Here is a 15,099-nt window from a genome sequence, read left to right as displayed (position 1 = left end):
CCACTGGCAGGGTCGCTTTGGCGTCGAGCAAGTCATCCGGAGTTCCCGCTCTGCCCGGCGTGCCCGGTTTGCAGTGAATCCCGGTAGAAGCGCCGGTAATAATTCACCAGATATCCCATCAGTTCCAGCGCCATCAAGCGCCCTTCGTCGGTATAGAATTTGGCGGCGTACTTGGCGCTATCCCGCAACGCCATTTCCAGCGCGCGCGAATGCAGGTCGATGACATCCCGCGGCCCCGCCTTGAGGAAGCCCAGTCGTTCGGCCAGCGTGGCCAGGTCGCGACTGACGGTGTGCGCGACCTTGAACACCTGCCGCTCCACCGCCTGTTCCAGCAGTTTGCAATAACGGTCCACCAGTGTCTGAAACAGCACCGGATCGTAGTCCGCCAGCACGGTTTGGCTGTAAAGCAGCGCGGTGACCGGCGCGGAGTTGCGGCCCAGTTGTTCCAGCGCGAGCAGTTCCCGTTGCCGCTGTATCTGCTCGCGCTCCGCGTCGATGCGCTGTTGCAGTTGATGGCGCTCCACGGCGTACTTCAGGGTGCGGGACAGCAGGTATTCGGGTTCGAAGCGGCCCTTGACCAGATAATCCTGAGCGCCGGCCTCCACCGCCGCCACGCCCTGGGATTCGTCGGAATGGCCGGTCAGCACCACGATCGGCAGATCCGGCGCGGCCTGGTGCATTGCCTTCAAGGTAGCCAGTCCCTGACTGTCCGGCAGTCCGAGATCCAGCGCCGCCAGATCGAAGTCGCCTTCCTTCAGGCGCATCTGGGCTTCGGTCAGGGTGGCGGCGTGGGTGATGACGAAGCCGAACGGATCGGCGTCGTGCAGCCATTCCCGGGTGAGTCGGGCGTGGCCGGGATCGTCCTCCACCAGCAGCAGACGCAGCGGTTGGGCGGGTGTCGGCGAGATATTCATCATGTGCCTAACCTGTGTATTTGGGCAACCGCACGATGGAAAACCAGAACTCTTCGATGTTGGAGACCACCTTGATCAGTTGATCCAAATCCACTGGTTTGGTGACGTAGCAATTAGCTTGCAGTTGGTAGGCGCGCAGCACGTCCTCATCGGCCTGGGAGGTGGTGAGCACTACCACCGGCAGCAGTTTCAACCGCGGGTCGGCCTTGATCTCGGCCAGCACCTCTCGCCCGTCCATGCGCGGCATGTTCAGATCGAGCAGCATGATGTCGGGGAACGGCATGTCCTGATAGGGAGGCAAGCGGCGCAGGAAAGCCATGGCCTTGATGCCGTCGTCCACCACATGGATGCGGTTGGCCACCTTGCCGCCCGCCAGTGCCTCGCGGGTCAGGCGGGCGTCGGCGGGGTTGTCCTCGACCAGAAGAATGATGATCGGGCGGCTGGGGTCGTCGTTGAAATCAGCGTTCATGGCGGCTCAGGGTTTGGGACGCCGTGCGAGGCGTTGGAAGGGGGAGCAGCATCAAGCATAGGCGGATTGTCGGGTAGAAAAAAGTAAAAGCAGGTGCCCCGATCCGGCGTCGATTCCACCCAGATCCGCCCGCCGTGGCGTTCGACGATTTTCTTGCAGACCGCCAGACCGATGCCGGTGCCGGGATATTCCTCCCGGGTGTGCAGGCGCTGGAAAATCACGAAGATACGTTCGAAAAAGCGTGGGTCGATGCCGATACCATTATCCCGCACCGAGAATACCCAGCCGGAAAGCAGCCCGTCCAGCGGCGCGCGGTGCGCATTGTCCAGCCGCTCGGTGGCGATGTTGACTTGGGGTTGCTCGTCCGGCCGGTGAAAGCGGACGGCGTTGGAAACCAGGTTTTGCAGCAGCATGCGCATTTGGGCCGGATCGGCCCGCACCGTCGGCAAAGGCTGATGGCTGACGGTGGCGGCGTGTTCCTGGACGGTGGCTTCCAGGCTGCTCAGGACGTCGGCCAGCGCCTGTTCCATGTCGGCCGGCGCGTAGGGATGCCCGCGGGTGCTGACCCGGGAAAAGGTCAGCAGGTCGAGAATCAGTTGCTGCATGCGCTTGGCGCCGTCCACGGCGATGGCAATGAACTCGCGGGCTGAATCGTCCAGCTTGTCCCGGTAGCGGCGTTCCAGCAGTTGCAGGTAGCCGGTGACCATGCGCAGCGGTTCCTGCAAGTCGTGGGACGCGACGTAGGCAAATTGCTCCAGATCGGCGTTGCTGCGCCGCAGTTCCAGCTCGCGCCGCTTGAGCAGGGTGAGGTCGGCGTGCAGTTGCAGCTTGCGCCCGCCGGGCAGGGTGCGTTCCCGCATCAGCACCCAGCGACCGTCGCGCAGGCGGCGTTCCAGCAGGCGGGTGTCGGGGTCGCTCGCCAGCGCCATTTCCTCGCTGATGATGCCCTGTTGCACCAGATCGGTGTCGATGGTCGCCAGCGTTAGCCCCTCGGCCCACGGCGTGGCGGCGTCGGCTCCATACAGCTCGTTCAGCCGCGGGCTGGCCAGCAGCACCACGCCTTCGGCATCGATCAGCGTCAGGCCCTCGGTCATATGGGTCAGGGCGTAGTCGAGATGCCGGCGGGCGGTTTCGGAGCGGGCAAGCTCGCCGGCGTAGAGCCCGGCCAGCTTGCGCCGGGTCTGGTTGATGCTGGCGACGACGGTATCGAGTTCGTCCGCGCCGCCCGGCGGCGGCGCGCGGTCCAGGCGCAGATCGCCCGGATCGCGCCCGAACTCCAATGCCTCGACGTAGCGCGCGATGGCTTGCAGGTGGCGGGTCAGGTAGCGAGACAGGAACAAAATCACGAACAGCGTCAGCGCCACGATTTCCACCGCCGTGATGCTGAGCCGCTGCGCCAGGCGACGGATCAATTGGGTGCGGATGGTGTCCTCGCCGGCCACGATACGCAGGCGCGCGATTTCGGCTGGCGCTTCACCGCCGGGCGCGAACCGCAATGGCATCTCGAACTCGAGCGGATGCCTGACCGAGGACTGGCCGGCCCGTGCCCGGACCTGGCCGTGCTCCACCACCTCGGCGTAGTGCAGGTCGGGCATTTTGGTCAGGCCGTCGAGCAGGACCCGAATTTGTGCGTCGTTTTCGGTCCAGACCGCCAGGCTCAGGCTGGAGCCGGCGATCTGGCTGACTTGTTCGAGATTCGCGCGCAGACCGGCAAGCTCGATCCGGTAGTCACGGTAAAACTGAACGGCGGTCGCGCCGAGCATGACCAGCAGGCTCAGCAGGGCGATGCCGGCAATCAGGGTCCGGCTGATCCGGCTGCGTAGGGTGGTGCGCATGTTTACGGCGCGTCCTTACCGGCGCCGCGCAGGGGTTCGAGCAGTTCGTCGGCCAGGCGCTGGTAGCTGCCGTCCTGTTTCATGGCGCGCAGCGCGGCGGCGATGCGCGGCGCCAGGGCGGCATGGCGTTCATGGAGGTAGAGAAACATCTCGCGCACCGTCAGCGGCGGCCCCACCACATGGATATCCTCAATACCCAGTTGCTTGAGCAGATAGCGGCCCGACCACAGTTCGTACAGCGCCAGTTCGGCCCGGCCGGCGTGCAGCATACGAAAGAGTTGATCGGGTTCGGTGACGGTCACGGCGGTGCGGGGGTGATACGCCAATATGCCCTCTTCATAGAGTTTCCAGCCCCGAAGCAACACCACGTTGCGATCCCGGACGATCTCCCAACCGCCTTCATGCAAGGTCAGACCCGGCGGCGCAAAAGCGACAAAGACCATATCCATGATCTTTTCCGGTACCGGAATCAGATGTGGGAACAGCCTTTCGAGGCCAGCGATACGCACGAGATTGCCGTCGTATTCGCCCTCGTCCGCGGACTTGATGGCGCGCGCATTGGGGAGCAGTACGATTTCGGCTTCGATCCCCGCCCGGCGCGTTGCTTCGAGAATCACCCGGTCGAGAAAGCCATCGTGGGCCTGGTTGATCAGCGGTGGGAATTCGCTGCTTGTGAACCGCAGCACCGATGGAGGTTCGGCCGCCGGCACACCAGCCGTTGCCAGCGCCGTCAGCAGCAAGAGCAGCGTTAGTCTCGACGCTGGGCGGGACGTTGTCATATCGTTTCCCGATAGGTTTTGTTCTTTTCGGAGGCCAATAACCACCCTGTTCGTCATACCCGCGAAAGCGGGTATCCCGTTTTTCAGCGGCGGCCTGGATTCCCGCATTCGCGGGAATGACGAAAACCTATTCAGAATTTGTATCACCACACGGAGAGCAGCGAGGATGTTTTTTATGGAAGTCTCCTCAGTGGACGGAAAGTCTGTCGGTGTTTTCGCCGCCGTTCACGGATTCGGTGTGATGGCCGGGTAGTTTGGGTGGACCAACAGGTCGCGCAGGTACGCTGTCATTTCGGCGGCGGGAACCGCTTTGCCGTACAGCCAGCCTTGCGCGGAGTTGCAGCCGATGTACAGCAGGTGAGCAGCCTGTGCCTCGGTCTCGACCCCCTCGGCGATTACCCGCCTCTTCAGGCTGTGCGCCACATTGACGATGGCCCGGGTCAGCAACGCGCTTTCGGAGTCTTCCAGCAGATCGACGATGAAGCTGCGGTCCAGCTTGATGACGTCGAAGGGCAGTTGTTTGAGCAGGCCGAGCGAGGAGTAGCCGACACCGAAATCGTCCATGTGCAGCTCGGTACCCAGTTCGCGCACGGCGCGCAGAATTTGCACGGCGCGAAACTGATCCTGCATCACCGCGCTTTCGGTCAGCTCCAGTCTGAGCAGCCTGGACGGCAAGCCGCCATGCCGCGCGAGCAAGTCATGAATCATCTTGACGAATTTTTTGTCCGCCAGTTGCTTGGGGGAAATATTGACCGACACCGGCACCGGGTTGAGCCCAGCATTAGACCATTCCCGCATCTGCCGACAGGCTTCCGCCAGAATCCAGGCACCCACCGGCAGGATCAGGCCGGTTTCTTCCAGTAGCGGGATGAAATCATCGGGCGGGACCAAGCCCCGGTCCGGATGCTGCCAGCGCACCAGCGCCTCCATGCCTATCGTCCGCCGCTCACGCAGATCGACCTGGATTTGGTAGTACAACACGAACTCATTCCGCTCCAGGGCGCGGTGCAGGCTGTTTTCCGTGGCCAGCCGGTCGAGGTTGCGCGAGTCGATCGCTTTGGCATAGAAGCAGATGTCCAGCTCTTTATGGCGCTTGGCGTGGTACATGGCGCTGTCGGCCCGCCGGATCAGACCCTCGGCGGTGCTGTCATCGTCGGGGTAGATGCTGATGCCGATGCTGGGGGTCGCGAACAGCTCGCCGGCGTCGGTCGGGATGGGCTGCCCGAATAGACTACGGAGCTTTCTGGCCAGCGCGCCGGCTTGCTCCCGGTCGCTCAAGCCTTCCAGCAGGACCGTGAACTCATCGCCGCCCATGCGGGCCACGGTGTCGGATTGGCGTACCGTGTCGGCCAGGCGGGACGCCACCTGCTGGAGCAGTTGATCGCCGATCTTGTGGCCCAGGGTGTCGTTGACCTCCTTGAAGCGATCCAGATCCAGGAACAGGATCGCCGCCTTGTCGCCACCACGCTGGGCGCGAAGCAGCGCCTGGCTGATGCGATCGGCGAACAGTGTGCGGTTGGGCAGCCCGGTCAGGCTGTCGTGCTGGGCCAGGTACCGCGCCTGGGATTCGGCTTCCTTGCGCTCGGTGATGTCGTGCAGCATCAGCAGGTAGGCGTTCCGGTTCCGCCACTGGGTTTCGGTCGCGGTCAGTTCGGCCGTGCCCGGCCGGCCGCTGGGGCGCAGGATGGTCATTTCGGTGTTTTCGCCCGTGACCGGAATGCCGAATTCGCTGCCCAGCAGAGCGTTGCCGTTGCGGCCGAGCAGGATTTCCGCGGCGGGGTTGGCGAACAGGATCATGCCCGTCGCGTCCACCACCAGGATGCCACTGTTGTTTTTATGCACGACGTTATGAAAGTTCTCCTCGCTGTCGCGCAGCGCCCGCATCTGTTCGTTCACCCGAGCTTCCAGTTGCTCTTGGGTTTGCCGCAGTTCGTCCAGCAGCCGCAGGTTTTCAGCCCGCAGACGGGCATCCTGGATGGCGTTGCGCAACAGCGCGCGTAGTTCTTTCAGGCTCCAGGGCTTGGGCAGGTAGGCATGGATATGGCCTTCGTTGAGGGCCTGGATCACCGTCGCCAGATCCGGGTAGCCAGTCAGCAGGATGCGGGCAGCATCCGGCCTGCTCTGGTGGACTTCGCGCAGAAAGTCGGTACCGTTAATGCCCGGCATGCGCTGGTCGGCAATCACCACATCCACCGGATGCCGGTCGAGCAGGGCCATGGCTTGGGTAGCCGTGGTGGCGGTGAGTACGTGGAAGTCGGGCTGCAACTGGCCGTGCAGGGTTGCCAGAATTTCCGCCTCGTCGTCCAGCGCCAGCACGGTGCCGGTGGCTGGCGGGACGCCGGATTTTGGGTCGGTTGATTCGATCATGGAACATTCTCGTGGCGAGCTATCCGAACGGCCGGGGCGCATGGCGCGCCTCCGCAACGGTGATGAGGGCTGATTGCCCTTGTTAGCGGATAGGAATGGCTTGTGGCGCCAAATGCTTGGAAGGTGCTCGTTATTCAATCCGTTCCAACCGCTTCTGTCAGGGTTCCGACGCTCGTCTAAGCGATTATACCAATTCTGAATAGGTTTTCGTCATTCCCGCGAATGCGGGAATCCAGGCCGCCGCTGAAAAACGGGATACCCGCTTTCGCGGGTATGACGAACAGGGTGGTTATTGGCCTCCGAAAAGAAAAAAACCTATCGGGAAACGATATTATATGCTTTTCACAAGCTGATGGAGAGCGGTGTGCGCAACAGTTTTGCTTCATCTGGCGGCCGATGAGCGCAATTCCGATTCCAAGCCTCGATTCGGTCGTGAGATTTTTTCACCCAGGAGTGATACGTAACCGTTCCAGGAGATCAGTCAGCACCATCTCGCAGTTCCGCTCCAACTTCAGGGCGAGTTCGCCGTCGGCGCGGGTACGGCCAAGATTGAGCGCGGCGACGGGTTGGCCACGGGCGGCGGCCAGTTTGCAGAAGCGATAGCCGGAAAACACCATCAGCGAGGAGCCGACCACCAGCAAGGCATCGGCATCGGCCAGCCGCTGGCAGGCGCGCTCGACCCGAGGTTTGGGCACGGTTTCGCCGAAAAACACCACCGCCGGTTTCAATACCCCTCCGCACCGCGCGCAACCCGGGACCCGGAAACCGCCGAAATCCGCCTCTTCCAGATCGGCGTCGCCGTCAGGACCGGTCACCGCCGCCAACACGGCGAAGGTGGGGTTATCCCGCTCCAGCGCACTTTGCATTGCGGCGCGAGATCCCCGGGTCCCGCAAGCCAGGCAGACCACGGCATCGAGCCGGCCGTGCAGATCGATCACCCGCCGGCTGCCGGCCTGCTGGTGCAGACCATCGACGTTCTGGGTCACCAGTTGATGGACGAAGCCGGCGGCCTCCAATTGGGCCAATGCGGTGTGGGTGGCGTTGGGCCGGGCGCGAGCAAAGGTGGGCCAGCCGAGCAGGCTGCGTGCCCAGTAGCGCTGTCGGGTCCGTTCGCTGGCCACGAACTCCTGGTAACTCACCGGCTGGCGGCGTTTCCAGTCGCCGTTGTGGTCACGGTAATCGGGAATGCCGGAATCGGTGCTGCAACCGGCGCCGGTCAGCACGAATAGCCGAGGGTGGCGTTCGACGAAATCGGCCAGGGCGTCTGGCGAATTGGGACGAAGTGGGGATCTGTTGGGAGAAGGCATGGCCGTGATGGGTGCTGGACAGCGGAATCGGACTGGGTGGCAACGGATGCCGCAAGCTCAGAGTCGATGCAATTCGAACCGGTTCCGTGGCGAATTGCCAGCGTGCTACGAATACACTATGGCGGATACTGGATAATTCCGCACGACTCGTGGAGGTTGACCATGGCACTGATCCTGGAAGTTCGCCGTTTTCCTTGTACCGCGAACCTGGACAAGCCTTATGTGGCCATGTTGATGGAGGATGGCCAGTTAATCGAACAGTTCGCCTATTTCCCCGATGCCGAGGCCGCGATCGCCGCTGGGCTGGCCTGGGTGCGCGAACACCGCGCCGACACCGAGCCGACGGTCGCGGTGGTGGTGGTTCCCGATCCGTAACGTGGCGGTCACGGGCCGCTCAACCGGCGCAAGCAGCCCGTGCCAGCGCCTGCATTACCCACCGGCCCTTGAGGCCGCAGTTTGTGATAAGGCCCGGGGTGCGCGGATTTCCATCGAGGCCCGGGGTTCCTTCCCAGCAGAGGCCGGATACCTGTTCGCAACCTTCCTTCACTTCAAGCTGAACTCATCCCTTGACAGCGCGGGGCGGACCATACATGGGTAATCGGGTATCCTTCACGGGGTTGGTTTTCGTAGGCCGACGATTTTCTGAAGACGCGCTTTCCGAAGATTGATTCCGTGCGGTGCCGACTTGAAGAGTAGATCTGTCTCGTTGTCATCATGATCGCCGACAGTGACCACGCCGCTGCCAGATAGGAAGTGGACGAACTCGTGGGCCAGAGTGATCGGGCGCTTTCCGAGAGACAAAGACGCTTCCAGCAGTGTCGTATTATTCTTAGTGATGCCATTCGAATGGCCACCAGCGATCCTCCAGACAAAAACCACATGGTACTGAGCATTTTTATCCATGTTGCCGAACCGGAAAATGTTGAACGTGTCGCCGTTGACGCGTTCGCCCATGTCATCGGGAGTCGACAAATCAATCATCGTGCTGCCACCGTTGGGAAACAACATGCAGTCGCATTGGGTAGACACGATGCTATTTACTTTGTCGGTCAGATCTGTGAGCGTGGCTGGAGAAAAGTTGGGAGGTAGAGGCGCGAAGTCGATCGTGCTAACGGCCTTGCGTCCTTTCCCATCGATCAGGTTGTAATAGCGAATCTTGAAGGAGTTGAACTCTGCGACGGCTACCTCGATCAAGTCGACGGCCTTGCCTGCCGCATTCTGAAGTTCGAGTTTCGCGCCAGTGCCCGGGGATACGCCTTCGAGAACCAATAACCCGTTCCGTCCTGCTGGGCCTTTGAAGGTCATGTCTTGAGAAACGATCCGGCAGGTTGCAGCACCGGTGACCTTGAAAGTGAGGCCGACTGTGGGGCCACCCTGTGTGGAAAGAAGGCGTCGCCCTGCTACGCCGATCCGCTGGAACTTAGCCACCGGATCGAAACCCCAGCGGTGGATGAGAGCCACCTTCCCCATATCACTCGTCCGGGAATTGATAGCCGCGTAATCGAAATCGTTGAAGGAAGTGATCTGAACTGGCATGGATTATCTCCTGAGATGTGTTGGTGTGCTGCCAAAAACGGCTGCCTGCAGCAATACAGTGCTCCTATCTGACTTGTGGAATCACCGTTTCGAACCACTCCGGCGTTACTCGCCACCCCTAATTTATCCAAGGAGGAAAATTACACAACTGGTATAGATACAACTGGTATAGGAGCACTATAGGTACCATCAGTGCATTATTACCGCAGTGGAAAACGGCCTTACGGATCGGGGCCGCCATTCCGCAATTCCGAAGCGGTGGCGGTTTTGGGCGCGGTGGGCAACACCCGCCGTGCCCAAAACCATGGCGTCCTCCAACGATGCTGGTTCACGGCCTGGCCAGTTGCCCGCGCATTTCCGCCGCGTACTGATCGGCGTTGAGGCCGACCACCAGATGCAGGGTACGGTTGGCCAGTCGCATCACGCCCGTCGCGCCGGCGGACCGCAGCGCCGCCTCGTCCACTGAGCCCTCATTCCCAAGCACCAGCCGCAACCGGGTTTCGGCGCAAGCGTCCACCCGCTCGATATTGCCGAGGCCGCCGAGTGCCGCGATGAGATCCCGCGCCTTGCCGGCGGCCTCGGGATCGCGCAGCTTGGACACGATGCCGGTCGGCGCCGGCGCCGCCACCGGCGAAGGTGCCTCCACCTCGTCCGCTTCCGGACCGGCGCTCTTCAGATACTCCTCCATGTCGGTTTTCAGGTTTTCGGAGCGGGTGCCGAAAATCGCCTGCATGCCGCTGCCGACCACGATCACGCCGGCCGCGCCCAGCGCCTTGAGCTTGTCGGCGCTGGCCTTGCTCATGTCGTTCAGTTCCACCCGCAGCCGGGTGATGCAGGCATCCAGGCTCTTGATGTTGCCGCGTCCGCCGAAGGCCAGCACCAGTTGTTTGGCGAAGCCGTGGGCGATGTCGGTGGCCGCATCGCTCGACATGACGGCTTCCTCGATCTCGCGGCCGGGCGTTTTGAGGTCGAATTTCTGGATGACCGCGCGGAAAATAGCGTAGTACAGCAGCGCCCACACCGGGCCGAGCACCAGCAGCCACCAACCGTGGGTGGACTTCGCGTACAGCACGATGTAATCAATTGTCCCGTGCGAGAAAGTCATGCCGTGCTTGATGCCGAGTTCGATACAAAGGAAATAGGCTACCCCGGCCAGCAGGGCATGAATGAGATACAGCACCGGCGCGACGAACATGAAGGCAAATTCGATGGGTTCGGTGATGCCGGTCAGCCAGGCGGTCAGCGCCGCCGAGATCATGATGCCGCCGATCTTGGCGCGGTTCTCGGGCCGGGCGCAGTGCCAAATCGCGACCGCCGCCGCCGGCAGGCCCCACATCTTGAATAGATAGCCACCGGCCATGTTGCCGGCGGTCGGGTCGCCGGCGATGTAGCGCTGGATTTCCCCGGTGATGACCTTACCCGTGGTCGGGTCCATATAACTGCCGACCTCGAAGAAGAACGGCACGTTCCAGATGTGGTGTAAGCCAAAGGGAATCAACAGGCGTTCGATGATGCCGTAGACGGTGAACGCCAGAGCCGGATTGCTTTCCGCCGCCCAGTGGGAAAAACCCTTGATGCCCGCGCCGATGGGCGGCCACAGGAAGCTAAGTACCAGCCCCAGCCCGATGGCGGCGAAGGCGGTCGCAATCGGCACGAAGCGCTTGCCGGCGAAGAAGCCCAGATAGGGCGGCAGGTTGATCCGGTAGTAGCGGTTGAACAGCGCCGCCGCGATGCCGCCGATCAGAATGCCGCCGAACACGCCGGTATCGATGGAGACGATGCCCATCAACTCCTTGGTTTCCGAACCCAGCAGCTTGGCCATCACCCCCAGCGTCGCCAGCAGCACCACGTAGCCGACCACCGCCGCCAGCGCCGAGACGCCGTCGTTGTTGGTCAGGCCCAGCGCCACGCCGATGGCGAACAGGATAGCCAGGCTGCCGAAGATGGCCCCGCCGGACTGGGCCATGATGTTGGAAGCCAAATCCGGCATCCAGCCGAACTGGGCGCTGCCGATGCCGAGCAGGATGCCGGCGACCGGTAGCACCGATACCGGCAGCATCAGCGCCTTGCCGATCTTTTGCAGGAAAGCAAATGCGTGTTGCCACATGACGACGATCTCCAAAAGCTTATGTGTGCATGAATGGATGGGTTGCCAGGTGTCGTTCAGGCGGTTTCCGCCGGATCGGGGCAGAGCGCTCGCACTTCGGCGGCGGTTTCCAAAGTCAATGCCCGCCGCGCCAGTTCCTGACATTCGCTCAGGCTCAGGCCGCGGATTTGCGCCTTGATGCCGGGGATGGTCGGCAGGCTGGCGCTCAGCTCGTCCACGCCCATGCCGACCAGCAGCGGCACGGCTTGCGGATCGCTGGCGATGCCGCCGCAGACGCCGACCCACTTGCCGTGCTCGTGCGCGGCTTGCACCGTCCAGGCGATCAGGCGCAGCACGCTGGGATTGAGCCCGTCCACCTTGGGCGCCAGCTTGGGATGGCCGCGATCCATCGCCAGGGTGTACTGAGTCAGGTCGTTGGTGCCGACCGAGAAGAAATCGACTTCGCGGGCGAACTGCGCGGCCATGACCGCCGCCGCCGGGATTTCCACCATGATGCCGGTTTCGATGGGGGCGGCGTTCAGTCGCTGCCGCTCTTCCTCCAGCATGGCCTTGGCGTCGCGCAGTTCGGACAGCAGCCCGACCATGGGGAACATGACGCGCACCTTGCCGAAAGCGGCGGCGCGCAGGATCGCCCGCAACTGGGTGCGCAGGATTTCCGGACGGTCCAGCCCGACCCGCAGGCCGCGCTCGCCCAGGAAGGGGTTGTCCTCCTTGGGAATCGGCAGGTAGGACAGCGGCTTATCGCCGCCGACATCGAGGGTGCGGATGATCAGCGGCCGATCTTCGAGTGCTTCGGCAATCGCTTTATAGGATTCGAACTGCTCATCCTCATTGGGGGCGGTGCTGCGTTCCATGAACAGGAATTCCGAACGTAGCAGCCCAACACCCTCGCCGCCCAGTTTGGGCACCTGCTCGGCGTCGGCCAGCCCGCCGATATTGCCGACCACCTCCACCCGCTGACCGTCCAGGGTGATCGCCGGTTCGTGGGCCGTTGCCAGATCGGCCTGCCGGCGAACGGCCTGCCGCTCCTGGGTCTGGCGGATGTGGGTGATTTCCTCCGGATTGGGATTCAGTCGCAGCGTGCCTTTGCCACCATCGAGGATCACTGGCGTGCCGTTGTCCAGTTCCAGCGCTCTCGGTTCGATGCCGGCCACCGCCGGGATGTCCAGCGATCGGGCCAGGATGGCGACATGTGAGGTCGCGCCGCCCAGCGTGGTGCAGAAACCCCGTACCTTGGCGCGATCGACGTTGGCGGCATCGGACGGAGTGAGTTCCTCGGCCACCAGAATCGCGTTGTCCGGCGGTTCCGGGCGTTCCGGTTCCATGCCGGTCAGCAGAGTCAACGCCCGCCGGCCGACATCGCGCAGGTCGTTGGCGCGGGCCGCCAGCAATTCGTTGCGCAGGTTGGCCAGGCGGTCGGCGTGGGTGGTGAAGGCCCGCTGCCAGGCGAACTCGGCGCTCTTGCCCTTGGCCAGCGCGGAATAGGCGATGTCCAAAAGATCGGGATCGTCCAGCAGCTCCTGATGGGCGGCGAAGATGGCGGCCTTGTCGGCGGCCCGTTCGCCGTGCAACCGCGCCTGCAAGGCTTCCAACTGGATGCGCGCCTGGTCGATGGCCTGGTCGAGACGATCCCGTTCCTGCTGAGGATTACCCGCGGCGGTTTCGGTCACCGGAATATCCTGGTGACGAACCTGGAACACCACGCCGACCGCCAGCCCCGGCGAAGCCGCCACGCCAATCAGCAGGTTCGGGTCTTCCGAGCGTGGTCGGGGCGGCGGGGCGGAATTGACCGACACTTCGAAGCTGGCCGGGGCCGGGGCTGGCAGGCAGCCCTCGTCGCCCAGCCCTTCCCATAACAGCGGGGTCAGCGTGCCGATCGCCGGGTAGGCGTCATCGCCCTTGGCGATCAGGGTGACCTTGTCGCCTTGGCCGATTTCCAGGCCCATGATCGCCACCACGCTTTTGGCGTTGGCTTGCCGGTCGCCCTTTTGCAGGCGGAGATCGGCCTTGAATTTCTTGGCGAGATTGGCCAGCACCGCCGCCGGGCGGGCGTGCAGGCCGGTGGGATTGGGAATAACGATCGCTTCGGAGGTGATCGCTTTAACCGTTTCGGCCACCGCTTCGACCGACCCGTCGGCCAGGGTCAGTTCCAGAATCACGTCCCGGCCGGCGGTCACCTGGCCGGAACGCGGCGCAAAAGCCGCCACCCGTTCGCTGTTGGCGATCACGATCTGGGTCAGCAGGCTTTTGGCGTGGGTGGCGATGTAATCGGCGTCGAAGTCGATCAGGGCCTCGCCGGTTTTCACCGCATCGCCCAGTTGGACCCGCGCGGTGAAGCCGGCGCCCTTGAGCCCGACGGTATCGAGGCCGATATGCATCAGCACCTCGATGCCTTGCGAGGTGGTGACGGTGACGGCATGCCCGGCCGGATGCAATTGGGTGATCTCGCCGTCGCAGGGCGCGCGCAAACACTGATCGAGCGGATCGATGGAGATGCCGTCGCCGACCATTTTCTGGGCGAAGACCGGGTCGGGAACCCGTTCGATCGGCACGAGAGGGCCGGAGAGCGGGGCGGTCAGGATCATCTTGATGGAGCTTGGATCACGGTGGCTTGAGGTATTCATCATCGTTGTTCTCGAGCTTCGGGTTCGGACGGGAATGTCCGGGTCCGGTTTTTCGGATACGGGGCTGTCGAGGTTTTGCATAAGACCCTTATAACTATAGGTGACACATGGAATTAGTGGCACCGCCCGCGACCTCCAGGTCGTGGCGTGGCAGGGCAATGAAGGCTCGGCGCCGTCAAGCGGTTAGCAAGAATTCACCGGGTTGTTGCCAAATTTTCATATCGCCAAGGCAAATTCCGCTGACTACCGTCATTCATGACCGACGCAAGGCGGATTCATGCAGCCATACCGATACCGGGCCATTTGGCTCTCCGATGTCCATCTGGGGTTCAAGGACTGCAAGGCACGGTTCTTGTGGGATTTTCTGGAAGTCGTCGAGTGCGAACGGCTCTATCTGGTCGGTGATTTGCTCGACTTCTGGAGCCTGCGCAAGGGCGGGCGCTGGCTGGCGGGACACGGTCGCGTGCTGAAATCCCTACTGGCCAAGGCCAGACAGGGCATGCGGGTGATCTACATTCCCGGCAACCACGACGAGGTGGCGCGCGACTATCTGGGGCTACTGGTGGGCGGAGTCGAGATCGTGGCGGAATGCGAGCACCGCGCCGCCGATGGCCGGCGCTTTTTGGTGACCCACGGTGACGAACTCGACAGCGCGCTCAAGTGCGGCGGTTGGCTGACCGGCATGTTCGGCGACTGGAGGTACGACATGCTGCTGTTCGCCAACCGCTGGACCAATCGGCTGCGCCGTCGGCTGAATTATCCATACTGGTCGCTGGCGAATTTCCTCAAGCCGCGGATCGGGCAGGCCGCCGCCTACATCGACCGTTTCGAAGCCGCCGCCGCGCGCGAGGCCCGGCATCGGGGCTTCGACGGCGTGATCTGCGGGCACATCCACAAGGCGGAACCGCGGGATATCGGCGGAGTGTGCTACGCCAACGACGGCGATTGGGTGGAGAGTTGTACCGCTCTGGTCGAACACCAAGACGGCCGGCTGGAAGTCCTGCACTGGGCCGAGGAGGCGGCGCGCCGTCAGGTGTGGACGGCGACGGAGACGGAACTGGAGGCCGCATGAAAGGCTCGAAAACTCCCCTCTCCCTGCGTGAGAGGGCTTTGTTTTAGAGTCCGGGTTTTCGGTGTGCCGTTTGGCCTCGGCGTCGGGTA

At 62.9% G+C, this 15,099-nt stretch carries 11 protein-coding genes; 2 read left to right on the top strand and 9 right to left on the bottom strand.

Annotation, left to right across the window (positions count from 1 at the left end; genetic code table 11):
- Positions 1–32: 32 nt before the first annotated feature.
- From IPM89_10790 to IPM89_10765, 6 genes are all read right to left on the bottom strand, one after another.
- Complete coding sequence (locus IPM89_10790; protein QQS53377.1) at positions 33–917, bottom strand: response regulator; 885 nt, start codon at positions 915–917, stop codon at positions 33–35.
- 4 nt (positions 918–921) lie between these two features.
- Positions 922–1,383, bottom strand: coding sequence for a response regulator (locus tag IPM89_10785; protein QQS53376.1), 462 nt, complete (start codon positions 1,381–1,383; stop codon positions 922–924).
- Complete coding sequence (locus tag IPM89_10780; GenBank protein QQS55882.1) at positions 1,380–2,885, bottom strand: hypothetical protein; 1,506 nt, start codon at positions 2,883–2,885, stop codon at positions 1,380–1,382. The genes IPM89_10785 and IPM89_10780 overlap by 4 nt, the downstream gene beginning before the upstream one ends.
- A gap of 335 nt (positions 2,886–3,220) precedes the next feature.
- A complete protein-coding gene (locus tag IPM89_10775; GenBank protein QQS53375.1) occupies positions 3,221–3,997 on the bottom strand; it encodes a transporter substrate-binding domain-containing protein in 777 nt (258 codons plus the stop codon).
- A gap of 225 nt (positions 3,998–4,222) precedes the next feature.
- Positions 4,223–6,364, bottom strand: a complete 2,142-nt coding sequence (locus IPM89_10770; GenBank protein QQS53374.1) for an EAL domain-containing protein — start codon at positions 6,362–6,364, stop codon at positions 4,223–4,225.
- A 443-nt stretch (positions 6,365–6,807) separates the two neighbouring features.
- A complete protein-coding gene (locus IPM89_10765) occupies positions 6,808–7,671 on the bottom strand; it encodes an NAD-dependent protein deacetylase (GenBank protein ID QQS53373.1) in 864 nt (287 codons plus the stop codon).
- A gap of 162 nt (positions 7,672–7,833) precedes the next feature.
- On the opposite strand from IPM89_10765, the gene IPM89_10760 reads away from it, so the two are divergent.
- Positions 7,834–8,046, top strand: coding sequence for a hypothetical protein (locus tag IPM89_10760; GenBank protein QQS53372.1), 213 nt, complete (start codon positions 7,834–7,836; stop codon positions 8,044–8,046).
- Positions 8,047–8,280: 234 nt separating this feature from the next.
- On the opposite strand, the gene IPM89_10755 is transcribed toward IPM89_10760, so the two are convergent.
- From IPM89_10755 to ptsP, 3 genes are all read right to left on the bottom strand, one after another.
- The gene (locus tag IPM89_10755; protein QQS53371.1) at positions 8,281–9,207 is read right to left on the bottom strand and encodes a hypothetical protein; all 927 of its coding nucleotides are present in this window, start codon (positions 9,205–9,207) and stop codon (positions 8,281–8,283) included.
- Positions 9,208–9,535: 328 nt separating this feature from the next.
- Entirely contained in the window at positions 9,536–11,314 is a 1,779-nt protein-coding gene (ptsG, locus tag IPM89_10750) for a PTS glucose transporter subunit IIBC (protein ID QQS53370.1), read from the bottom strand.
- 56 nt (positions 11,315–11,370) lie between these two features.
- The gene (gene ptsP, locus IPM89_10745; GenBank protein QQS55881.1) at positions 11,371–13,938 is read right to left on the bottom strand and encodes a phosphoenolpyruvate--protein phosphotransferase; all 2,568 of its coding nucleotides are present in this window, start codon (positions 13,936–13,938) and stop codon (positions 11,371–11,373) included.
- A gap of 277 nt (positions 13,939–14,215) precedes the next feature.
- On the opposite strand from ptsP, the gene IPM89_10740 reads away from it, so the two are divergent.
- Positions 14,216–15,010 (top strand): UDP-2,3-diacylglucosamine diphosphatase, encoded by a 795-nt coding sequence (locus IPM89_10740; GenBank protein QQS53369.1) that lies wholly within the window; start codon positions 14,216–14,218, stop codon positions 15,008–15,010.
- The last annotated feature ends 89 nt before the right edge of the window (positions 15,011–15,099 follow it).

The sequence above is a fragment of the Candidatus Competibacteraceae bacterium genome, assembly GCA_016699715.1.
Classification (GTDB): domain Bacteria; phylum Pseudomonadota; class Gammaproteobacteria; order Competibacterales; family Competibacteraceae; genus Competibacter.
Note: the sequence above shows the minus strand (reverse complement) of the source record. Positions and strands in the feature narration are given on the sequence as shown.

Coding starts and splice junctions, on each gene's coding strand:
- IPM89_10790 (QQS53377.1), bottom strand. CDS start 917: ATGATGAATATCTCGCCGACACCCGCCCAACCGCTGCGTCTGCTGCTG.
- IPM89_10785 (QQS53376.1), bottom strand. CDS start 1,383: ATGAACGCTGATTTCAACGACGACCCCAGCCGCCCGATCATCATTCTT.
- IPM89_10780 (QQS55882.1), bottom strand. CDS start 2,885: ATGCCATTGCGGTTCGCGCCCGGCGGTGAAGCGCCAGCCGAAATCGCG.
- IPM89_10775 (QQS53375.1), bottom strand. CDS start 3,997: ATGACAACGTCCCGCCCAGCGTCGAGACTAACGCTGCTCTTGCTGCTG.
- IPM89_10770 (QQS53374.1), bottom strand. CDS start 6,364: ATGATCGAATCAACCGACCCAAAATCCGGCGTCCCGCCAGCCACCGGC.
- IPM89_10765 (QQS53373.1), bottom strand. CDS start 7,671: ATGCCTTCTCCCAACAGATCCCCACTTCGTCCCAATTCGCCAGACGCC.
- IPM89_10760 (QQS53372.1), top strand. CDS start 7,834: ATGGCACTGATCCTGGAAGTTCGCCGTTTTCCTTGTACCGCGAACCTG.
- IPM89_10755 (QQS53371.1), bottom strand. CDS start 9,207: ATGCCAGTTCAGATCACTTCCTTCAACGATTTCGATTACGCGGCTATC.
- ptsG (QQS53370.1), bottom strand. CDS start 11,314: ATGTGGCAACACGCATTTGCTTTCCTGCAAAAGATCGGCAAGGCGCTG.
- ptsP (QQS55881.1), bottom strand. CDS start 13,938: ATGAATACCTCAAGCCACCGTGATCCAAGCTCCATCAAGATGATCCTG.
- IPM89_10740 (QQS53369.1), top strand. CDS start 14,216: ATGCAGCCATACCGATACCGGGCCATTTGGCTCTCCGATGTCCATCTG.